This window comes from Kitasatospora sp. NPDC054795 (assembly GCF_053611565.1).
In genome coordinates, this window is sequence record NZ_JBSHAP010000116.1 from 1 (window position 1) to 21,865 (window position 21,865).

14 protein-coding genes are annotated in these 21,865 nt (G+C 73.3%); 7 read left to right on the forward strand and 7 right to left on the reverse strand.

Annotated features, from left to right (window positions below; genetic code table 11):
* Positions 1 to 343: 343 nt before the first annotated feature.
* The 4 genes from ACWGJO_RS32110 to ACWGJO_RS32125 form a co-directional block, all read right to left on the reverse strand.
* Positions 344 to 1,018 carry a nucleoside/nucleotide kinase family protein gene (locus ACWGJO_RS32110; RefSeq protein WP_380552672.1) on the reverse strand — a complete coding sequence of 225 codons (675 nt, stop codon included), beginning with the start codon at positions 1,016 to 1,018 and terminating at the stop codon, positions 344 to 346.
* 108 nt (positions 1,019 to 1,126) lie between these two features.
* Complete coding sequence (locus tag ACWGJO_RS32115) at positions 1,127 to 2,083, reverse strand: S66 peptidase family protein (protein ID WP_452189145.1); 957 nt, start codon at positions 2,081 to 2,083, stop codon at positions 1,127 to 1,129.
* Between the two features lie 161 nt (positions 2,084 to 2,244).
* Entirely contained in the window at positions 2,245 to 3,351 is a 1,107-nt protein-coding gene (gene trpS / locus ACWGJO_RS32120; RefSeq protein WP_452189147.1) for a tryptophan--tRNA ligase, read from the reverse strand.
* A 179-nt stretch (positions 3,352 to 3,530) separates the two neighbouring features.
* Positions 3,531 to 5,105 (reverse strand): APC family permease, encoded by a 1,575-nt coding sequence (locus ACWGJO_RS32125; protein ID WP_452189169.1) that lies wholly within the window; start codon positions 5,103 to 5,105, stop codon positions 3,531 to 3,533.
* 411 nt (positions 5,106 to 5,516) lie between these two features.
* Between ACWGJO_RS32125 and ACWGJO_RS32130 the strand changes: the two genes are divergently transcribed.
* Positions 5,517 to 6,554, forward strand: coding sequence for an ABC transporter substrate-binding protein (locus ACWGJO_RS32130; protein WP_452189171.1), 1,038 nt, complete (start codon positions 5,517 to 5,519; stop codon positions 6,552 to 6,554).
* Positions 6,555 to 6,861: 307 nt separating this feature from the next.
* On the forward strand, positions 6,862 to 8,067 hold the full coding sequence (locus ACWGJO_RS32135; RefSeq protein WP_452189149.1) for a hypothetical protein: 1,206 nt from the start codon (positions 6,862 to 6,864) through the stop codon (positions 8,065 to 8,067).
* A 94-nt stretch (positions 8,068 to 8,161) separates the two neighbouring features.
* Here ACWGJO_RS32135 and ACWGJO_RS32140 read toward each other — a convergent pair whose 3' ends face one another.
* A complete protein-coding gene (locus ACWGJO_RS32140; protein WP_452189150.1) occupies positions 8,162 to 8,704 on the reverse strand; it encodes an NUDIX hydrolase in 543 nt (180 codons plus the stop codon).
* A 123-nt stretch (positions 8,705 to 8,827) separates the two neighbouring features.
* Here ACWGJO_RS32140 and ACWGJO_RS32145 point away from each other — a divergent pair, with 123 nt between their 5' ends.
* Positions 8,828 to 9,859 (forward strand): ATP-grasp domain-containing protein, encoded by a 1,032-nt coding sequence (locus ACWGJO_RS32145; protein WP_452189152.1) that lies wholly within the window; start codon positions 8,828 to 8,830, stop codon positions 9,857 to 9,859.
* Between the two features lie 151 nt (positions 9,860 to 10,010).
* Here the strand turns inward: ACWGJO_RS32145 and ACWGJO_RS32150 are convergent, their stop codons facing one another.
* Together ACWGJO_RS32150 and ACWGJO_RS32155 are read right to left on the reverse strand one after the other, a co-directional pair.
* On the reverse strand, positions 10,011 to 14,129 hold the full coding sequence (locus tag ACWGJO_RS32150; protein WP_452189154.1) for an ABC transporter transmembrane domain-containing protein: 4,119 nt from the start codon (positions 14,127 to 14,129) through the stop codon (positions 10,011 to 10,013).
* A 271-nt stretch (positions 14,130 to 14,400) separates the two neighbouring features.
* Positions 14,401 to 15,066 (reverse strand): SACE_7040 family transcriptional regulator, encoded by a 666-nt coding sequence (locus ACWGJO_RS32155; RefSeq protein WP_452189156.1) that lies wholly within the window; start codon positions 15,064 to 15,066, stop codon positions 14,401 to 14,403.
* Between the two features lie 131 nt (positions 15,067 to 15,197).
* Here ACWGJO_RS32155 and ACWGJO_RS32160 point away from each other — a divergent pair, with 131 nt between their 5' ends.
* The 4 genes from ACWGJO_RS32160 (at position 15,198) to ACWGJO_RS32175 (ending at position 21,707) form a co-directional block, all read left to right on the forward strand.
* Positions 15,198 to 16,907, forward strand: coding sequence for a carboxyl transferase domain-containing protein (locus ACWGJO_RS32160; RefSeq protein WP_452189158.1), 1,710 nt, complete (start codon positions 15,198 to 15,200; stop codon positions 16,905 to 16,907).
* 143 nt (positions 16,908 to 17,050) lie between these two features.
* Complete coding sequence (locus tag ACWGJO_RS32165) at positions 17,051 to 19,345, forward strand: ATP-binding protein (protein WP_452189160.1); 2,295 nt, start codon at positions 17,051 to 17,053, stop codon at positions 19,343 to 19,345.
* Positions 19,342 to 20,340 carry a hydroxymethylglutaryl-CoA lyase gene (locus ACWGJO_RS32170; protein WP_452189161.1) on the forward strand — a complete coding sequence of 333 codons (999 nt, stop codon included), beginning with the start codon at positions 19,342 to 19,344 and terminating at the stop codon, positions 20,338 to 20,340. Before ACWGJO_RS32165 ends, ACWGJO_RS32170 begins: the two co-directional genes overlap by 4 nt.
* Before the next feature lie 176 nt (positions 20,341 to 20,516).
* Positions 20,517 to 21,707 (forward strand): acyl-CoA dehydrogenase family protein, encoded by a 1,191-nt coding sequence (locus tag ACWGJO_RS32175; protein WP_387691855.1) that lies wholly within the window; start codon positions 20,517 to 20,519, stop codon positions 21,705 to 21,707.
* Positions 21,708 to 21,865 lie beyond the last annotated feature (158 nt).

Consider the following 21,865-nt stretch of genomic DNA (forward strand, 5'->3'; position numbering starts at 1 on the left):
ACGGACGCTTCCTTCGGACCGCCTTCCAGCGGACCCTCCGGGCTTCGTTCTTTCGTGTTTCCAGCTTATCAGATGTTTTCCGCTCCGTTTTCCGGGGCTTCGTTCATCCAACTCGCCGGTGTCTTCCGGGGCTTGACGCCCTGTCCGACGTTTCAAACTCTAGCCGATCCCCGCTCCGAAAAGCGAATCCGACCGCAATCCGATAAAACGCGCACGCCGAATAAGCACCAGGTCGGGACGCGAAAAGCGAAACGACCGGCACGAACCGGAAGTGGTGTTTCTGGGGATTGGCCGCTCCGGGACCGTCCGCGCCGATGCGTGTCCGGTGCTCCCTGCCGAGCGACTAGGAAACACTACCCCTGTCCGGGGTCGAAGGCAAACCCGTCCCGGAGACGGTGCGGGTGCAGAGCGCCCGCCCGGGCTTCACGTACGCGCCGTTGGGGTGGTCGTTGCCGGTGACCCACTGGCGCGCGGTGGCCTCGTCGCGGCCGCCGTCGCGGTGCCGCCGGAGCAGACGCTCCTCGCGGACCTCGTCATCCGTGTGCACGTACCAGAGCTCGCGCAGGAGTCGGCGGGCATCGGACCAAGGCGTGTCGGCGGAGGCGAGGTAGTTGCCCTCGGTGATGACGAGCCGGGTGTGCGGGCGGACCACGTGGCGGGCGGCGACCGGTTCGTCCAGGGTGCGGTCGAAGTCCGGGACGTAGATGTCCTGGAACCGGTCGCCGGCGATGCGGCGCAGCAGGGCGAGGTAGCCGTGGGCGTCGAAGGTGACCGGGGCGCCCTTGCGGTGGGTCAGGCCGAGGCGGTCGAGCTGGGCGCCGGAGAGGTGGAAGCCGTCGAGCGGGACGTAGGCGGCGGTGCCGGGGCCTTCGGCACGCTCGACCTCGGCGACCAGGTGGCGGGCCAGGGTGGACTTGCCGGCGCCGGGCGGGCCAGCAAGTCCCAGGATCGTGCGGGCGTTACTGCCCGGGCCGCGGAGGAAAGCGAGGGCAAGGGCGGTGAGGCGATCCTCGTTCATGGCCGCACCTTACTGAGCGCGCCCGGGCAACTGACCACGCCCGTGCTCGGCGCGGCCCCGTGCCGGGCACGGCCCCGTGCCCGGTGGGGCTCGGCGGGCCGAGCCGGCTCAGCGTTCGGTGAGGGCGGGCAGGTCCAGGGTGAGGGTGCCGGCGTCGGCGTCGAGCAGGGCGGGAACGCCGAGCGGGACGGTGAGGGTGGACGGGCAGTGGCCGAAGCCCAGTTCCCAGAGCACGGGGACGCCGAGCCCGCCGAGCCGGTCGAGCATCACGTCCCGGACCCGTTCCGGCCGTCCGCAGCCCTCCCAGGAGCCGAGGGCGACACCGGCCACGCCGTCGAGGGCGCCGGAGCGCAGGAGCTGGGTGAGCAGGCGGTCGAGCTGGTAGGGGTGCTCGTTCACGTCTTCGAGCAGCAGGATGCCTCCCTCGTACGAGGCCCGGGCGGCGGGCGTGCCGCGCTCGGCGGTGAGGACGTGGAGGCAGCCGCCGGCCGTGACGCCGTGGGCCCGGCCGGGGACGAGCGGGGCGGCGGTGGGTGACGTGAGGACGGTGACGGCGGCGGGGTCGAAGAGGGTGCGGCGGAGGTGCTCGGCGGTCGGGCCGTCGGAGACGAAGGAGGCCCCGGCGGCCAGCGGTCCGTACAGGGTGGCGAGGCCGAGGCGCTGGGCGAACGCCTCGTGCAGGGAGCTGACGTCGCTGAAGCCGATGAAGGGCTTGGGCCCGGCGGCGCGCATCGCGGCCCAGTCGAGCAGGTCGGCCATGCGGTGCACGCCGTACCCGCCGCGGGCGCAGATGACGGCGTCGACGGTGGGGTCGAGCCAGGCGTTCCGGAGGTCGGCGGCGCGGTCCGCGTCGGTGCCGGCCAGGTAGCCGAGGGAGGGGTGGGTGTCGAGGACGTGCGGGGCGACGGTGACGCGCAGCCCCCAGGAGCGGAGGATCGCGCACCCGGCGGTGAGGCGTGCCGCGTCGATCGGGCCGCTGGGCGCGACGACGACGATGTGGTCGCCGGGGCGCAGGTGCGGCGGGCGGGTCAGCCCCTGGCCGGGTGCGGTCGGGTGCTGGTCCATGGGCCGGGCCACCTTTCGGGCGCGGGAGCGGGGTGCGGGCGGTCGCGCTGTGGCCGCGACCGCCCGGTGACGATATGCCCCGTGTCAAACGGCCGATGTCCGCGCGGGGGGGCGGTCCGCTGTCCGGACGGCTTCGCCGGACTCCGGCGGGTGAGCGCTCTTCAGATGGCCGCCCCCATCACCTCCCGGACCTCCGCGAGGGTGGCGTCGGCGACGGCGTTGGCCCGCTCGGCGCCGTCGCGCAGGACCTGCCGCAGGTGGCCCCGGTCGACGGCGAGTTCGGCGCGGCGGGCGCGCATCGGGCGGAGGTACTCGTTGACGGACTCCGTGACGGTGCGCTTGAGCGCGGCGGCGCCGCCGTCGCCGATCTCCTCGGCGACGGCCTCGGGGTCGCGGTCCTGGCAGAGGGCGGCGAGCAGGACGAGGCTGGAGACCTCGGGACGGTTGACCGGGTCGTAGCCGATCCGGCGGTCGGCGTCGGTCCTGGTGCCGCGGATGATCCGGGCGGTCTCGTCCTCGGTGGCGCCGAGGGCGACGGCGTTGCCCCGGCTCTTGCTCATCTTGCCGCCGTCGGTGCCGAGCAGCATCGGGGCGTCGGAGAGCAGGGCCTGCGGTCGGGGGAAGACGGCGCTGCCGTCGGCGTGCGGGTAGCGCTCGTTGAAGCGGCGGGCGACGGTGCGGGCGACTTCGAGGTGGGGCAGCTGGTCCTGGCCGACCGGGACCAGGTCGGCCTTGCAGAAGAGGATGTCGGCCGCCTGGTGGATGGGGTAGGTGAACATCAGCCCGCTGACGGCGGCCTGCCGGGAGTGGGCGATCTCGTCCTTGACGGTGGGGTTGCGTCCCAGTTCGGCGACGCTGACCAGGCTGAGGAAGGGGAGCAGCAGCTGGTTGAGGGCGGGGACGGCGCTGTGCGGGAAGATCGTCGCCCGCTCGGGGTCGAGGCCGGCGGCGAGGTAGTCGAGGACGAGGTTCTCGGTGTGCTCGGCGAGCCGGTCGGCGAGGTCGCGGTCGGTGATGACCTGGTAGTCGGCGACCACGACGAACATCTCGACTCCCTGGTCCTGGAGCCGGACCCGGTTGCGCAGGGTCCCGAAGTAGTGGCCGAGGTGGAGCGGTCCGGTGGGCCGGTCCCCGGTGAGGACGCGGTGGGCGGTCGGATCGTCGACCGGAGCGGACGGAACGGACGTGTCGGCGGCGGTCGCGAGAACAGTGGCGGAGGCTGTCGCGGAAGCGGCGGTCGCAGTGGTGGTCGCGGCGGTGGTGGTCAAGGTCTCTCTCCTCGGTGCGGCGGCGGTGGCGGCCGTCCGGGGTGAGGGACCCGTCCTGCGGGGAAACGCAGCAGGGCCGTCCATCCCGGACGGCCCTGGTCAGGCGAGTGTGGTGGCCGTCCTAGGACGGCCACCAGCACAGGCCCACGAAGCGCTTCATGCGGCCCACAGTAACGGCGTCAGTCCTCCACGACCAGTGCCGGGGTGTCCTTGTGCAGCGTCTCGCCGCGGAAGAACTCCGGCCGGATGAAGCCGTACCAGGTCATCAGCGCGGCGCCGAGCAGCAGGATGCCGACGCCGATCACGAAGACCGAGCCGATGCCGAAGACCGAACCGCTGCCGTAGTCGGGGTCCCAGGCGTCGGTGAGGGTCTGGAGGAAGACCGCGGTGAGCAGCACGCCGCCGAGGAGCGGGGCGGCGCCCTTGAGCAGCAGGTCGCGGACACCGCCGCGCAGCGAGTGGCGGAAGTACCAGACGCACGCGAAGGCGGTCAGCGCGTAGTAGAAGCAGATCATCAGGCCGAGCGCCAGGATGGTGTCCTGGACGACGTTCTCGCTGATCAGGCTCATGCCGACGTAGAAGACCGCGGTGGCGATGCCCGCCGCGACGGTGGCGTAGCCGGGGGTGCGGAAGCGCGGGTGGACGGCGCCGAAGCGCGGCGGCACGGCGCGGTAGGCACTCATCGCGAGCAGGGTGCGGGCCACGGGGATGAAGGTGGTCTGCAGGCTGGCGGCGGCGCTGGCGACGACGGCCAGGAAGAGCAGGATGCTCCACGGCGAGCCGAGCACCGGACGGGCCAGTGCGGCGAAGACGTTGTCGGCGGTGGCCGGGTTGCCGAGGCCGTTGCCGGTGCTGCCGACGCCCGCGAACATCTGGGAGGCGATCGCCACCAGCAGGTACGAGCCGACCAGGGTGACCATCGAGATCATCGCGGCGCGGCCGGGGGTCTTGGCGCTGCCCTGGGTCTCCTCGTTCATGGTCAGGCAGGTGTCCCAGCCCCAGTACATGAAGATCGACAGCGACAGTCCGGCGGTGAACGCGCTGAACGAGCTGACCTGGAGCGGGTTGAGCCAGGAGAAGGAGAAGCCGATCGAGTCGGGCAGGTCACCGGAGGCGGCCTTGCCGATGGCGATGGCGGAGAAGAGCAGCAGCACGGCCAGTTGGAGGCCGACCAGGCTGTACTGGAACCACTTGGTGGCGGTCATCCCCCGGTAGCTCATCGCGGTGGCGCCGGCGATCAGCAGGACCACGGTGAGCAGGTGGACGGCCTTGTTCTGGTCGAGTTCGGTGACCCAGCCGCTGCCGGTCATCTCCCCGAGCATCAGGTACAGGAAGTCGGTCGCGACCCCGGCCAGGTTGGAGAGCACGATGATGGTCGCCACCGTCAGCCCCCAGCCGGCCATCCAGCCGACCCGGGGGCCGAAGGCCCGGACACCCCAGGTGAAGGACGTGCCGCAGTCCGGGAAGTCCTTGTTCAGCTCCTTGTACGCGAACGCGACGAGCAGCATCGGCAGGAAGCCCGCGAGGAACACCGCGGGCATCTGGACACCGACCGCGGTGACGGTGGGTCCGAGTGTCGCTGTCAGGCAGTAGACCGGGGCGACCGTCGAGACGCCCAGCACCACACTGCTCAGCAGGCCGACGGAACCGCCCCGTAGACCCTTGTCCCCCGCTCCCCCAGCGGTCCCCTGACTGCCGGGGACTCCACCACTGATGCCACTGACCGGGGCACCCTGCGGAGCGCCGGGCGCCATTGCCCGGCCGCTGCTCGTGTGCTCTGAGAGCTGCTGATCAAACACCAGCGCACCCTAGAGGCGGGCATGGAAGGTTGAGTAGACCAACCCTTGGTGATCTAAACCACTCACTTCGATTCGTTCGCCCGAACGCCATTGGGGTTGCTGTATTTACGGCTTGTTCACCCATGTACCTTTGTTTCAAAGGAGTTGAGCCAAGAAATTTTCTCCCTTTTGCCAAGGTTCGGCATAGTTTGCCCCTCCGGTGCGGACGGCCCGCGACCCCACCTCGCTCCCATCGGATAGGTTTGCCTAACCTAAATTCGATCGTGAAAGGAGCGTCGCGTGCCCCCCACCTCCGACGACCTGGCCCTCGCCCCCCGCACCGCGACCCGCCGCAGGTTCCTCACCGCCGGGGTCGCCGGAGGTGCCGTGCTCGGCCTCGGCGGACTGCTCACCGCCTGCGGCAGCTCGGGCGGCGCGGGCGGCTCGGGTGGATCGGGCGGCAGCGGCGGTTCGACCCCGGCCGGCGGCGGCTCCTCCCCGAACCAGAAGTCGGTCAAGCAGGGCGGCGACGACTACGCGGCCGTGATCGAGAAGATGAAGGGCTTCGGCACCGACGCCGCTCCCGGCGTCTACCCGCGCACCCTCCGGCACGCGATGGGCGAGACCGTCATCCCGGCCAGGCCCACCCGGGTCGTGGTGCTCGACACCGGCGAGCTCGACAACGTCGTCGCCCTCGGCATCCAGCCGGTCGGCGTCGTGTACACCGACGGTTCCAAGTCCCTGCCGTCCTACCTCAAGGACAAGGCCGGCAGCCCCGCCGCCGTCGGCACCATCAACAGCCTCAACCTGGAGGCCATCGCCGCGCTCAAGCCGGACCTGATCCTCGGCAGCCAGCTGCGGGCCCAGGACCAGTACGCCCAGCTGTCCAAGATCGCGCCGACCGTCTTCTCGCTGCGCCCCGGCTACCCCTGGAAGCAGAACTTCCTGCTCAACGCGAGTGCGTTCGGCCTGGAGGCCGAGGCCAAGGCGCAGCTCGACGCGTACCAGGCGGCGGCCGCGGCGATCGGCGCGAAGCTCGGCGACAAGCGGCCCACCATCACTCCGCTGCGCTTCATGCCGGGCCGGACCCGGCTCTACGCCGAGCTCTCCTTCATCGGCACCATCCTCACCGACGTGCCGCTGCCGCAGCCCACGATCGAGCAGGTCCAGGAGCTCGCGGTGGAGGTCAGCCCGGAGCAGATCGACAAGGCCGACGCCGACTGGATCTTCTACGGCGTGTACGGAAGCCCCAGCTCGACCAACCAGGACACGGTGCTGGGCGGCGCGCTCTGGAAGACGCTCGGCGCGGTCAAGTCCGGTCAGGCCCGGCCGGTTTCGGACGAGACCTGGTTCCTCGGGCTCGGCGTCATGGCCGCGAACGCGGTGCTCGCCGACCTCAAGGGCTTTGTCGCGCCCGCTGGTTGATCTCCCGGTCGGTCCTTGACCGGCCCGAAGGCCGGTCGCTCACCGGTCGCTCGGCCGGCCCTTGACCGATCGCTCGGACGATCGCTCGGACGATCCCGCCCGGCAGGGCGGGATCGGGGCCCGCCGGCAGAGCACGGCGCCGTTCCGGTCGTGTGGCAACGGTGTTCGCCCTGCGCCGTCTTGGGCGATCCCGGGGTGGTCCCACGACGATCCCGCGGTGGTATCGCGCACACCGTCGGGTTCGACGCTTGGAGCTGATCGCGTGGTGCGGGAGGATCGTCGGGACCGTTCCCCGAAGGGCCCGCAGATGACTTCGCTCCACCCCGCCGCAACCGACCCGTCCCTGCCCGGCCCGCCCGGGGACAGCGCCGGATCCTCTCCCCCGCCCGCCGTGCCGGGCCCGCCCGCCGCGGCCGTCCCGGTGTGCTCGATCGCGACCGTCGTCGAGCCCGGTGCGGCCACGCCCGCCTTCCCGGAAGGAGGGGCGCGCCGGACCGGCCCGCCACGCCTCGACTCGGTGCCGCAGCCGCGCAGCCGGTACGACGCGGAGGCGCCGACCGTCCCACCGGCGGACGCGTGCCGCCGACCGGTCGCGGAGGTACCGGCCCCGCGCGGCGCGGACGCGGAGACCGAGGACGGACCGGCCGCTCCCGGCGCATCCGCCGAGCGTGCCGCCGCGGCGCCCGACGCCCTCCACGGGCCGGACGGAGTCGAGACCGGGTTCGTCCGGTTCGGGTCTGTCACCGCGCCCTCGGAGGCCGGCCCGTCCCTGCCGACGCAGCGCACGGTGCGCGAAGAGCCGCGGATCCTGGGATCCCGGCGGCCGTCGCCCTCACGGCGACTGCGCCGGATGCACCCGCAGGCCGCCCAGAGCGGGCAGGGGGCGACCGCACGGGAGACGGCCGCGTCCGGCCCGACCGGAACGGGCCTGCCGGGTGCCATCGGCCGGGCCGACCAACGGGGCGGCGAACGGGCCGGCGAACGGGGCGAACGGGCCGGCTCGACCGGAGCGGCGGCGCAGGGACCGTCCTCCGGAACGGGAGCTCCCCGAGCCGGGGCCCTCGATGCCGGCTCCGGAGCCGGCATCGCCATCGGGAGCTCTGCCGGGACCGACCCCGCCGCCGTCGACCGCTCTGCCGTCGACAGCACCGACGGCCCCTCCGCCGGGGCCTCGTGGGCCGAACCGCCGCTCGGCATCCTGATCGGCGCCGGCCCGGGGCCCACCGAGGCCCTCGGCCGGCCGGAGGAACGGGCACCGGTACGGGTGGCGGCCCGGCCGATCCGGGTCGGCCGCGGCACCTGCCTGGTGGTGCTGCCCTCCTGGCGGCCCGCCATCGCCGTCTCGGTGCCGACCGAGCAGCTGCTGTCCGCGACCGGGCTCGCCGCCGACCGACTGGTCGGCGCCCCGCTGACGGTGCTGATGAACCCCGCCGCGCTGCACGACCGGGAGCTGGAACTGCACGGCTGGGAGCCCGGTCCGGCCACGCGGACCCGGCGCGGCGGGCGCGGGTAGCCGCTCCACCGGGCGCCGTTCGGTGCCGGGCCGTTCGGGCCCGACACGCCGGGTGGGCGTGACAGGCCGCGCGGGTCCAGCGGGCCCAGCGGCGCTAGCGGGCCCGACGGGTGACCGGGCCGTTCGGGACGTATCCGAGGTCGACCGGCACCGGCGGTCGACCGTCCACGGCCCAGCCCGCGCGGACCGTGTCCAGCAGTCCCGGCAGCGCGGGCGGCCAGAGCGCGTCGGCGTTCTCGTCGGCGAGGTCGGCCGGGGTCCACCAGCGCCAGTCCAGGATCCGGTCGACCGCGTGCACCTCGCTGACATCGCCGACCGGGCCGCGGTGCGGCCCGGCGGTGAGGTAGATGTGCTCGTGCTGGCGAACCGGGGTGCCGTGCCAGGTGAAGTCGTGCTCCCAGGTGCAGAGCAGCGGGCCGGGTTCGAGGTCGCTCCAGCCCGTCTCCTCCCACAGCTCGCGCCGGGCGCCGTCCCACGGGGTCTCGCCCGGCTCCACTCCGCCGCCCGGCATGGTCCAGTGCACGCCGACCTCGTCGTTGTCCGAACGGAGCAGGAAGACCGAGCCGTTCTCGTCCAGGACCACCGTGCGGGCGGCCTGCCTCGGCCTGCGCTTGCGGGAGCTCAGCAGATTTCGCATCGGGTCACTCTCGCAGTGGCCGCCCGGGGCGTCGAGCGGATTCGGCACTCCGGTCGGGTGCTCGGGTCGACCGGTCCGTCGTGGCGGGCCCGGGATCAGCCCGCCGACCGTACTCTGACGGCCATGCCTGTACCCGCGATCATCTTCCCCGCCGATCCGCTCAACCCGCGTCGGCCCGACCCGCACTTCGCCTGGGAGGCCAGGATGCTGCGGGAGCTGGACGGCGAGCACCATCTGGTCGACCACGACGGGCTGCTCGCCGGGCGGGCCGAGGAGGCCGTCCGACGGGTGCCGGCGGACAGCGGGCCGCTCTGGTATCGGGGTTGGATGCTGCCCACCGCCCGGTACGCCGACTTCGCCGCCGCGCTCACCGCCCGCGGCGGCACCCTGCTGACCAGCCCGCCCGGGTACGCGGCGGCCCACGAACTGCCCGGCTGGTACGACGTGTTCGAGGGTGCGACGCCGGCCAGTGCGTGGATCCCGTCGGAGGGGCCGGTGGCGCCCGGCCCCGAGGAACTGGCGGAGGCCGCGGCCCGACTCGGCGGGCACGGGCCGGCGATCGTCAAGGACTACGTGAAGTCGCGCAAGCACGAGTGGCACGAGGCCTGCTACGTGCCCGAGTTGGCCGACCTGGCGGCCGTCGGACGGGTGGTGGAACGGTTCGTCGAGCTGCAGGGCGAGTTCCTGGCGGGCGGCGTGGTGCTGCGGCGGTACGAGGAGTTCGAGGGCGCGGGCGTCCCGGCGGGGCCGGCGGGGCCGGCGGGCGCGAACGGCGCCGACCGCGCGGCGGACGCGAGCGGGGTGTCCGGTGCGAGCGGGGTGTCCGGTGCCGCCGGTGCGGTCGGCCCGGAACGCGCCGACGGCGACGCGCCGGGCAGCGGCGGGCGGCCCGTGGAGGCCCGGGTGTGGTGGCTGGACGGCCGGCCCGTCCTGGTCGGGCCGCACCCGGACGGCCCGCGCCGGACCGTCGAACCCGACCTCACCGATGTCCCGGCGCTGGTCCGCCGGCTCGGCTGCCGCTTCGTCACCACCGACCTCGCCAGCCGGGCGGACGGCTCCGGCTGGCGGGTGGTCGAGGTCGGCGACGGGCAGGTGAGCGACCTGCCGCGCGGGATCGACGCCTCGGGACTGCTGGCCTCGCTGATCGCCGCCTGACGGTTCGCACGTGAAGGACCGCCGGGCGGGGCGTGGAGGTTCGGCGTCGCAGAGGTTTCGGCGTCGCAGAGGTTCGAGATCGCAGAGGTTCGGGATCGCGGCCCGGCCGGGGGCCGGCTCGACGCCGCCCCCGGCCCGGGTGCGGGGCGGCCTATCCGGCGGTGACGGCCTCGGCCGCCGGGTGGCCGTCGGCGATGAACGCCTGCCAGAGCCGACTGTAGGTGCCGCCCAGGGCGAGCAGTTCGACGTGCGTGCCGTCCTCGACCACCCGGCCGTGGTCCAGCACGACCACCCGGTCGGCACGCTCGGCGGTGGTCAGGCGATGGGCGATGACCAGGGTGGTCCGTCCGCCGCTGAGCCGGTCCGCGGCCTGGTTGACCGCGGCCTCGGTGGCCAGGTCGAGCGCGGCGGTGGCCTCGTCGAGCAGCAGGATGTCCGGGTCTACCAGCTCCGCCCGGGCCAGCGCGATCAGCTGGCGCTGCCCCGCCGAGAGGTTGCGCCCGCGGCCGGCCACCTCGTGGTCGTAGCCGCCCGAGAGCCGGACGATCATGTCGTGCGCGCCGACCGCCCGGGCCGCCGCCTCCACCTCGGCCGCCGAGGCGCCCGGCCGGCCGTAGGCGATGGCCTCGCGGACCGTGCCCGCGAACAGGTACGCCTCCTGCGGCACCACACCCAGGCGGTGGCGGTACTGCGCCAGGTCGTAGCGGGTGAGGTCGACCCCGTCCACGCGGACGGTGCCCTCCGTCGCGTCGTAGAACCGGGCGACCAGCTTCACCAGCGTCGACTTTCCGGCGCCGGTCTCGCCGACCAGCGCCACCGTCTGCCCGGCCGGGATGTGCAGGTCCACGCCGCTCAGCACGGTCGGGGCGCCGTCCGCACCGCCGTTGTAGGCGAAGCCGACGCCCTCGAAGGAGATCTCGCCGCGCAGGCCCTTGACCACGGGGACCGGGTCGGCCGCCTCGGCGGTGGTGGTCGGGGTGCGCAGCAGCTCGCGGATGCGGCCGAGGCCCACCGAGGCCTGCTGGTACCCGTCGAACACCTGGGACAGCTGGTTGACCGGCGCGAAGAACAGGTCGATGTAGAGCAGGTACGCGACCAGCGCGCCGACCGTCAGCGTCCCGGCGTCGACCCGGGCCGCGCCGACGATCAGCACCAGCGCGGCGGCCACGCTGGAGAGGAACTGGACGAACGGGAAGTACAGCGAGATGTAGAGCTGGGCCCTGACCCGGGCCTCGCGGTAGGCGATGCCCCGGGCCACGAAGCGGTCGGTGTTGGTGTCCAGGCGGCGGAACGCCTGGACGATCCGCATGCCGGCCACGTTCTCCTGGAGGTCGGCGTTGACGGTGCCGATCAGGTCGCGGGAGCGCTCGTACTGGTCCTTGGACTTCTTGCGGAACACCAGGGTGGCGATCACCAGCAGCGGCAGGACGGCGAAGACCACCAGGGCCAGGCCGGCGTCGATGATCAGCAGGGCGGCGAAGATCCCGGCGAAGGTCAGCAGGCTGACCACCGCGGTGACCATGCCGGTCTGGAGGAAGGAGGTCAGCGAGTCCAGGTCGGTGGTCATCCGGGTCATGATCCGGCCGGTCAGCTCGCGCTCGTAGTAGTCCAGGCCGAGCCGGTTGAGGTGGGCGAAGATCTTGAGCCGGAGCGTGTAGAGGACGCGCTCGCCGGTACGGCCGCTGACCCGGTTCTCCGCGCCCTGCACCACCCAGTCCAGCAGCACCACGACGAGTGCGGTGAGCGCGGCGACCGCGACGCCGGACATCAGGCCCTTGCGGACGCCGTCGTCGATGCCGTGCCGGATCAGCACCGGCAGCACCAGTCCGGCCGCCGCGTCCAGGGCTACCAGCAGGAGGGCGATGAGCAGCGGGGTGCGGAAGGAGCGCAGCAGGCGGCGCAGGGTGAAGTCGGGGTCGCCGGCCTCGGCCTCGGCGCGGGGGACGTCCGGCGTGTCGGAGGCCGGCGGCAGGGCCGCGACCCGGTCCAGCAGGTCGGGGTCGGCGGTGCGGGCGGCCTTGGTCAGGGCGGGGGTGGGGAGGACGGGGGTCGTCCGGGTTCCGGGGGTTCCCGCGGTGTCGTCGGTTCCGGGAGTGGCCCGGGTTCCGGCAGTGTCGTCGGTCCCGGGAGTGGCCCGGGTTCCGGCAGTGTCGTCGGTCCCGGCGGTGCCGGGAGCGCCGTCGGTGGAAGTGCCGTCGGTGGGAGTGCCGTCGGCGGCCCGCTGCCCGGTTGCCCGTCCGGGCTTCGCCGGGGCCGCCGCCGGGGACGCCGGTTCATCGGACGCCGGTTCATCGGATGCCGGTTCGGGGGTGGAGTGCCGGTCGGCGGAGCCGGCCTCGGGGTCGGTGATCAGGGCCCGGTACTGGGGACATCGGGCTTCGAGTTCCTCGTGCGTTCCGAGGTCCAGCAGTCGGCCTCGCTCCAGGACGGCGATCCGGTCGGCGAGTTGGAGGGTCGAGCGGCGATGGGCGATCAGCAGCGTGGTGCGGCCGGTCATCACCGAGCGCAGCGCGTCGTGGATCTCCGCCTCGATCTGCGGGTCCACTGCCGAGGTGGCGTCGTCCAGCAGCAGGATCCGGGGGTCGGTGAGGATCGCCCGGGCCAGTGCGATGCGCTGGCGCTGGCCGCCGGAGAGGGTCAGGCCCTGCTCGCCGACCTTGGTGTCGTAGCCGTCCGGCAGCGCGCGGACGAACTCGTCGGCCTGGGCGGCGCGGGCTGCGGCGACCACCTGTTCGTCCGTCGCGTCCGGACGGCCGTAGGCGATGTTGGTGCGGACCGACTCGGAGAAGAGGAAGCTCTCCTCGGGGACGATGCCGACCGTCGCGCGGACCGAGTCCAGGGTGAGGTCGCGCAGGTCGTGGCCGTACAGGCGGACGGTGCCGGAGGCGGGGTCGTAGAAGCGGGGCACCAGCTGGGCCACCGTCGACTTGCCGGAGCCGGAGGCGCCGACCAGAGCGAGGGTCTCGCCGGGGGCCAGCTTCAGGCTGAGGCCGTGCAGGACGGGGGCGGGGTGCTCGGGGTCGTAGCGGAACTCGACCCGGTCGAATTCCAGGACGACGTCGGGGGTCCGCGGGCCGACGGGGGCGGCAGCGTCGGCGGTGGTGCCGATCGCCGGGGCGCCGGCCGGGGAGCCACCGTGCGCGAGGTCCAGGGTGCGGGCGTCCGGGCGCTCCTGGACCAGCGGGCGTTCGTCGATCAGCTGCAGGACGCGCTCGACGCCGGCCCGGGCCTGCTGGCCGACGGTGATGACCATGGTCATCATCCGCACCGGGCCGGTCATCTGGGCGACGTAGGTGGAGAAGGCGACGAAGGTCCCCAGCGTGACCCGGCCGTCGACGGCCAGCCAGCCGCCGAAGGCGAGGACGCCGACCTGGGCGAGCGCCGGGATCGCCTGCATCGCCGGGTTGTACCGGGCGTTCAGCCGGATCGACCGGAGCCGGGCCGCGAAGAGGTTGTGGGAGGCCGCCTCCAGCTTGTCGAGTTCCTGCGCCTCCTGTCCGAAGCCCTTGACCACGCGGACGCCGCCGATCGCGCCGTCCACCACGCCCGCGACGGCGGCCGCCTCCTGCTGGGCGGCCCAGGTGGCGGGGAAGAGGCGCTTGCGGCTGAGCACCGAGACCCACCACAGCGCGGGGGCCATGACCAGGGCGACCAGGGTGAGCGGCGGGGACAGCCAGACCATCACGGCCAGCGACATGAGGAACATCAGCAGGTAGCCGGTCATCATCGGCAGCATCGAGAGCAGGCCGTTGACCAGCTGGAGGTCGGAGGTCGCCCGCCCGATCACCTGACCGGTGTCCAGCCGGTCCTGGCGGTGGCCGTCGAGCCGGCCGAGCGAGCGGAACAGGTCGCTGCGCATGTCGTGCTGGACGTCGACCGCGAGCTGGCCGCCGTAGTAGCGGCGGACCTGGGTGCAGCCGAAGACCACGAGGGCGGCGAGCAGCAGCACCACCGCCCAGGGGGCCAGCGAACGGGTGTGGGCGATGATGACGTCGTCGATGATCAGCTTGGTGACCAGCGGCACCAGCGCGGTGACGGCCATGCCGAGGAGCGAGGCGCCGAACGCGAGCAGCAGGCTGCGCCGGGACCGCCAGCTGTAGCCGACCAGACGGTGCAGCCAGCCGGCCGCCTCGGCACCTTGGGCGGCCTCCGCGGCCGGACCGGTGTTCCCGGCGGTCCGCGGGCTGTCGGCGGGAACCTCCGGGGTCGGGCCGGGGGCCGGGGGGCCGCTCGGGGATTGCTCCACCGTGGATCCGTGAGTCTCAGGCATATTTAGGGATGCTAACCATTTCGTCGGGTGGCCGCCATGGCGTTTCCGAGCCGGAGGGGTTCGGGGCCGGCCAGGGGGAGCCCCGATCATCCGGCCCGGCGGACTGGCCAACAGCCGACGGCCTGCGGTGATTCCCGGGCGACCACTCGAACGGCCCACTCCCCCGGCCGTCTCCAGGATCGCCGACGATCCCTCGCGCGCCCAGCGGCCGGGGACGGGCCGGGCGTCACCCTTTGGGACCAGGTCTCCGGACGGACTGCCGCCGAGCGCCTCAAACGCCCGCGGACGCCGAACCGCCGGCGGGGACGCCCGCCGATTCCGCGGCCGCCGCGAACGCGCCGTGGGCGAGGGCGTGGAGCAGGGCGGCCATGCCGTCGCGCTGGAGGGCGACGCGCTCGCCATGGTCGGGGTTCGGGCCGAGGCTGTGCGGGGTCGAGTTGATCAGGCCGAAGACGGCGTGCACGGCGGCCCGCGCCACCGGCTCGGCGGCGGAGCCGGCCAGCGGCGGGTAGGCCTGCCGGACCACGTCCACCCACAGCTCGACGTAGCCGCGCTGGAGCCGGCGGACGGTGCGCCGGTCCTCCTCCTTGAGGTTCAGCAGCTCCCGGTCGTGCAGGGTGATCAGGTCCCGGTCGTCCAGGGCGAAGTCGACGTGGCCGCTGATCAGCGCGTCCAGCGCGGCGGCCGGGCCTTCGCCGCCACCGGCCCGGCGGCGCCCCTCGTCCAGCAGGCGCTCGCTGATGCCGATCAGCAGGTCCGCGAGCATCGCGTCCTTGCCGGCGAAGTGGCGGTAGAGCCCGGGACCGCTGATCCCGACCGCCTTGCCGATCTCGTCCACCCCCACACCGAGGAAGCCCCGGGCCGCGAACAGCCTCGCGGCCTCCCGGCGGATCTGGTCGCGGCGGGGGAGCGCGGAGGCGGCGGGGACGTTCGACATGCCGTCCATCGTAGACAGTCGGGTTATCGGCCGTTAACCTGGGCGCGTAAGTTAACGTTAATTAACGTGGCGATCACGGGCGGACGCACCCGGCTGCCCACCTGGTGCCGAGGGCAAGGGAGCTCTTGGGAATGGTCATCTCAACCGCCGGAACATCCACCGGCTTCCGGCTCGGCGCAGCGGCCGGCACTGCCGCGCCCGGCGCCGCACCGTCCGCGGCCGCCGCACCGGCGCCCCGGCTCGGCAGCTCCGTCGACCCGGGCTCCGAGGCCTACCGCGCGAACACCGAAGCGCACCGGGCCCTGGTCGCCGAGCTGCGCGCGAAGCTCGACGCGGCCGCCCTGGGCGGCGGTGCCAAGGCCCGCGCCCGGCACACCTCCCGCGGAAAGCTGCTGCCCCGCGACCGGGTGGACACCCTGCTCGATCCGGCCTCCCCCTTCCTGGAGCTGGCCCCGCTGGCCGCCGACGGGATGTACGACGGCGCGGCGCCCGCGGCCGGAGTGATCGCCGGAATCGGCCGGGTCGCCGGACGCGAGGTGGTGGTGGTCGCCAACGACGCCACCGTCAAGGGCGGCACCTACTACCCGATGACGGTGAAGAAGCACCTGCGCGCCCAGGAGGTCGCGCTGGAGAACCGGCTGCCCTGCGTCTACCTGGTGGACTCCGGCGGCGCCTTCCTCCCGATGCAGGACGAGGTCTTCCCGGACCGCGACCACTTCGGCCGGATCTTCTACAACCAGGCCAGGCTCTCCGCCGCGGGCATCCCGCAGATCGCCGCGGTGCTCGGCTCGTGCACGGCCGGTGGCGCGTACGTCCCGGCGATGAGCGACCAGGCCGTGATCGTCCGCAACCAGGGCACGATCTTCCTGGGCGGCCCGCCGCTGGTGAAGGCCGCCACCGGTGAGGTGGTCACCGCCGAGGAGCTGGGCGGCGGCGAGCTGCACTCCCGCACCTCGGGCGTGACGGACCACCTGGCCGAGGACGACGCCCACGCCCTCTCCATCGTCCGCACGATCGTCGCCGGGCTCGGCCCGCGCGAGGCCAGGCCGTGGCCGCTCACCCCGGTCGAGCCGCCGGCCGTCGACCCGGCGGGCCTGTACGGCGCCGTGCCGGTCGACCCGCGCACGCCCTACGACGTGCGCGAGGTGATCGCCCGCCTGGTGGACGGCAGCCGGTTCGCCGAGTTCAAGGCGGAGTACGGCGCCACCCTGGTCACCGGCTTCGCCCGGATCCACGGCCACCCGGTCGGCATCGTCGCCAACAACGGCGTGCTGTTCTCCGAGTCGGCCGTCAAGGGCGCCCACTTCATCGAGTTGTGCGACCAGCGCGGCATCCCCCTCCTCTTCCTCCAGAACATCACCGGGTTCATGGTCGGCCGGCAGTACGAGGCGGGCGGCATCGCCAAGCACGGCGCCAAGATGGTCAACGCCGTCGCCTGCACCCGCGTCCCGAAGCTGACCGTGGTGGTCGGCGGCTCGTACGGGGCCGGCAACTACTCGATGTGCGGCCGGGCCTACTCACCTCGCTTCCTGTGGATGTGGCCGGGCGCCAAGATCTCCGTGATGGGCGGCGAGCAGGCGGCCTCCGTCCTCGCCACCGTCCGCCGCGACCAGCTGGAGGCGCACGGCGATCAGTGGCCGGCCGAGGCGGAGGAGGAGTTCAAGCGCCCCGTCCGCGAGCAGTACGAGCGCCAGGGCAACGCCTACTACGCCACCGCCCGGCTCTGGGACGACGGTGTGATCGACCCGATGGACACCCGCACCGTCGTCGGTCTCGCGCTCACCGCCTGCGCCAACGCCCCGCTGGCACCGCCCGCTCCGTACGGCGTCTTCCGCATGTGATCCCGCCTCGTGTCACCCCTGCGTCCGTGACCCCTCCCTTCCGGGTGTGACTCCCCGCAGCGCCGGCCCACCCGGGCCGGCGCCCCGACCGCCCACCGCCACCTCCTTCGTACGGCTCCCCTCGACCCGGAGGAACGCCTCCCATGTTCGACACAGTTCTGGTCGCCAACCGCGGCGAGATCGCCCTCCGGGTGATCCGCACCCTGCGGCGGCTCGGCATCCGCTCGGTCGCCGTGTTCAGCGACGCGGACGCCGACGCGCCGCACGTCCGCGAGGCCGATGTCGCGGTCCGGCTCGGCCCGGCCGACCGCAGCGACAGCTCGGCGGCCGAGACCTACCTGCGGACCGACCGGATCCTCGACGCCGCCCGCCGCACCGGTGCCCAGGCCGTCCACCCCGGCTACGGCTTCCTCGCCGAGAACCCCGGCTTCGCCCGCGCCTGCGCCGACGCGGGCCTCGCCTTCATCGGACCTCCTCCCGGTGCGGTCGAGCTGATGGGCGACAAGATCAATGCCAAGGAGGCCGTCCGGGCCGCAGGTGTCCCGGTGGTCCCCGGCAGCCAGGCCACCGCGCCCACCGACGATCAACTCGTCGCCGCCGCCGACGAGATCGGCTACCCGGTGCTGCTCAAGCCGTCCGCCGGCGGTGGCGGCAAGGGCATGCGGCTCGTGCGGGACCGCGCCGACCTGCCCACCGAGATCGCCGCCGCCCGCCGCGTCGCCCGCACCGCCTTCGGCGACGACACCCTGCTGCTGGAGCGCTGGGTCGACCGGCCGCGCCACATCGAGGTGCAGGTGCTGGCCGACGCCCACGGCACCACCGTCCACCTCGGCGAGCGCGAATGCAGCCTGCAGCGCCGCCACCAGAAAGTGATCGAAGAGGCTCCCTCCGTTCTCCTCAATGCCGAGACCCGCGCCGCGATGGGCGCCGCGGCCGTCCGCGCCGCGGAGTCCTGCGGCTACACCGGTGCCGGCACCGTGGAGTTCATCGTCCCCGGCATCGACCCGGACGCCCCTGACGCCGCCTCCGACGCCGACGGGGTGCGGGACTTCTTCTTCATGGAGATGAACACCCGTCTCCAGGTGGAACACCCCGTCACCGAGCTCGCCGTCGCGGTCGGCGCGGACTCGGCCCGGCTCGACCTGGTCGAGTGGCAGGTGCGCGTCGCCGCCGGCGAACCGCTCTCCTTCACCCAGTCCGACGTCTCCTTCCTGGGCCACGCCATCGAGGCCCGCATCTGTGCCGAGGACCCGGAACGGGACTTCCTGCCCACCGGCGGCCGCATCCTCACCCTGGACGAGCCCCGGGGCGAGGGCATCCGCGTCGACTCCGGAGTGGCCGCCGGAACCGTCGTCACCAGCGCCTACGACCCCATGCTCGCCAAGGTCATCGCGTACGGGCCCGACCGCCCGACCGCGCTGCGCCGGCTCCGCGCGGCGCTGGCCGACACCCGCATCCTGGGCATCACCACCAACACCGGCTTCCTGCGCCGGCTGCTCGCACACCCCGAGGTCGCCGCCGGCCGATTGGACACCGGCCTGGTGGAGCGGACGGCCCAGGAGCAGCCGGCCCTGCTCACCTCGCCGCACTCCCCCGTGAACGCGATCACCCCGGACGCGGCTGCGGCGGACGCGACCGCGGCGGTCGAAGCGCCGTCACCCGCTCACCTCCTCTACTGCGCGGCCGCACTGGCACGGCACCTGGAACTCACCCCGGCCGCCGACCCCGACGGCTGGACCGACCCGTTCTCCCTTCCCTCCGGCTGGCGCCTGGGCGGCACCCCCGCCTGGACCACCCACCGACTCCGTACCCCCGGCCAGGACCCGGTGGCGGTGCGCATCCGTTCGATCACTGCGGGCAACGTAGCCGATGCCACTGACAATTCCGCCGGGACCACCCGCGAGGTGGAGCTCCGGCTCGACGAGGGCCCCGCGCACCGCGCCCGCGCGACCCTGGCCGGCGACCGGCTGCACCTGACCGTCGACGGCCTCCGCACCACGTTCTCACTGGCCACCGATGCCACCCCCGGCCTCGCCGCCGGACCGGTGACCTGGCTCGGCATCGAGGGCGACGCCTGGCCGCTGCACGCCTACGACCCGGTCGTCGAGAGCGCCGCCGGGGCCGGGGCGCACCACGGCGCCCTCACCGCCCCGATGCCCGGCACCGTGACCGTCGTCAAGACCACGGCGGGCGAGACGGTCCGCAAGGGGCAGCCCCTGCTCGTGCTGGAGGCCATGAAGATGGAGCACGTGATCGCCGCACCGCACGACGGCGTGGTGAGCGAACTGCGGGCCGTCGCCGGCGCCACCGTCGCGATGGAGGACCTGCTGGTCGTGGTCACCCCGGCCATGGACCCGGCAGCCGTGGACCCGGCGGCCGTGGACCCGGCGGCCGATCCGGTCGCCGCCCCCGCCGAGCCCGCGGAGGTCCGGTCGTGACCACCCCCGCCACCGCCACCGCCCGCGAGCCCGACGCCCTCGACCTGGGCCTGCCCGACCCGGTCCGCGCCCCCGGTCTGCCCGAGGAGGTCCGGATCCACGAGGTCGGACCGCGCGACGGCCTGCAGAACGAGAAGTCCTCGGTGCCGGTCGAGGTGAAGGCCGAGTTCATCGCCCGGCTCGCGGCCGCCGGGCTGCGCACCGTCGAGGCCACCAGCTTCGTTCACCCGAAATGGGTACCGCAGCTGGCCGACGCGGAGGAGCTGTTCCCCCGGCTCGCCGGTCTGCCGGAGCGCCACCCCGGCCTGCGGCTGCCGGTGCTGGTGCCCAACGAGCGCGGCCTGGACCGCGCACTCGCCCACCACGCCTCCGACATCGCGGTGTTCGCCAGCGCCACCGAGACCTTCGCCCGCCGCAACCTCAACCGCTCGGCGGACGAGGCCATGGCGATGTTCCGCCCGGTCGTGGCCCGGGCCACCGAGGCCGGGGTCGCGGTCCGCGGCTACCTCTCGATGTGCTTCGGCGACCCGTGGGAGGGCCCCGTCCCGGTCGACCAGGTGGTCCGGTACGGCGTGCAGCTGCTGGAGCAGGGCTGCGCGGAGCTGAGCCTCGGTGACACCATCGGGGTGGCCACTCCGGGCCAGGTCACCGCCCTGCTGGAGGGTTTCGCGCGGGCCGGCGTCCCGGTCGACCGGCTCGCCGTGCACTTCCACGACACCTACGGCCAGGCGCTCAGCAACACCCTGGCGGCACTGCGCGAGGGCGTCACCACGGTGGACGCCTCGGCGGGCGGCCTGGGCGGCTGCCCGTACGCGAAGAGCGCCACCGGCAACCTGGCCACCGAGGACCTGGTCTGGATGCTGCACGGGCTCGGCGTCCGGACCGGCGTCGACCTGCGCGCGCTCGTCGCGACCAGCGGCTGGATGGCCGAGCGCCTCGGCCGCCCGAGTCCCTCCCGTGCCGTCCAGGCGCTGCTCGGCTCCACCGGGAGCTGACCCGCCCGCACCCGTCCCGGCGCCGACCGCCCGCAACCCGGCCGGCGCCGCGCACCACCCGCACCGCCCGACTCCCGTCCCTCACATCACACCGCGCGTCCGTCACACCGTCCGACGGACGCCGGTCACCCCGCTCACGTCCGCGGCCGACCCGGCCGGGCGCCAGGAGGATCACCATGCTCGACCACAGGCTCAGCAGCGAGTACGAGGAACTGCGGCGCACCGTCGCCGAGTTCGCCCAGGACGTGGTGGCGCCGAAGATCGGCGGGTTCTACGAGCGGGAGGAGTTCCCCTACGAGATCGTCCGGGAGATGGGTCGGATGGGGCTCTTCGGCCTGCCCTTCCCGGAGGAGTACGGCGGCATGGGCGGGGACTACTTCGCCCTCGGCCTCGCCCTGGAGGAACTCGCCCGCGTCGACTCCTCGGTGGCGATCACCCTGGAGGCCGCCGTCTCGCTCGGCGCGATGCCGATCTACCGGTTCGGCACCGAGGAGCAGAAGCGCACGTGGCTGCCCCGGCTGACCTCGGGCGAACTCCTCGGCGCCTTCGGCCTCACCGAGCCGGAGGGCGGGTCGGACGCGGGGGCCACCCGCACCACGGCGCGCTACGACGAGGCCACCGACGAGTGGGTCATCAACGGGACCAAGTGCTTCATCACCAACTCCGGTACCGACATCACCGGTCTGGTCACCGTCACCGCACTCACCGAACCGATCGCTCGTTCGAGTGAAGAGGGCGAATTCCGCTCGCCTGCGCGGGAGATCTCCTCCATCATCGTGCCCACCGGGACCCCCGGATTCCAGGTCTCGAAGAAGTACTCGAAGGTCGGGTGGAACGCATCCGACACCCGCGAACTGTCCTTTACCGACTGCCGCGTTCCCGCGGCCAACCTGCTGGGCGAGCGTGGCCGAGGCTACGCCCAGTTCCTGCGGATCCTCGACGAGGGCCGCATCGCGATCGCAGCCCTGGCCACCGGCCTGGCCCAGGGCTGCGTCGACGAGTCCGTGAAGTACGCCGGCGAGCGCCGGGCCTTCGGCCGGCCGATCGGCGCCAACCAGGCCATCCAGTTCAAGCTTGCCGACATGGAGCTGCGCGCCCACACCTCCCGCCTGGCCTGGCGGGACGCCGCTTCCCGGCTGCTGCACGGTGAACCGTTCAAGAAGGAGGCCGCGATCGCGAAGCTGTACTCGTCCGAGGCCGCCGTCGACAACGCCCGCGAGGCGACCCAGATCCACGGCGGGTACGGCTTCATGAACGAATTCCCGGTCGCCCGCTTCTGGCGCGACTGCAAGATCCTGGAAATCGGGGAGGGCACGTCCGAGGTCCAGCGCATGCTCATCGCCCGGGAACTCGGCGTCGGTTCGTGACGACCACACCCTGATGGTCACCTCCTGAGCCGCGCCCACCGGGCCACGTACCACTCAACGCGCTTCCCCGCACACAGAGTTGGGGAGCCCGACGATGGAGGAGGCAGCAGGAGGAGACCTCGGGGAGGCTTCGTGAGAAGCCTCAGGAACGAGAGACC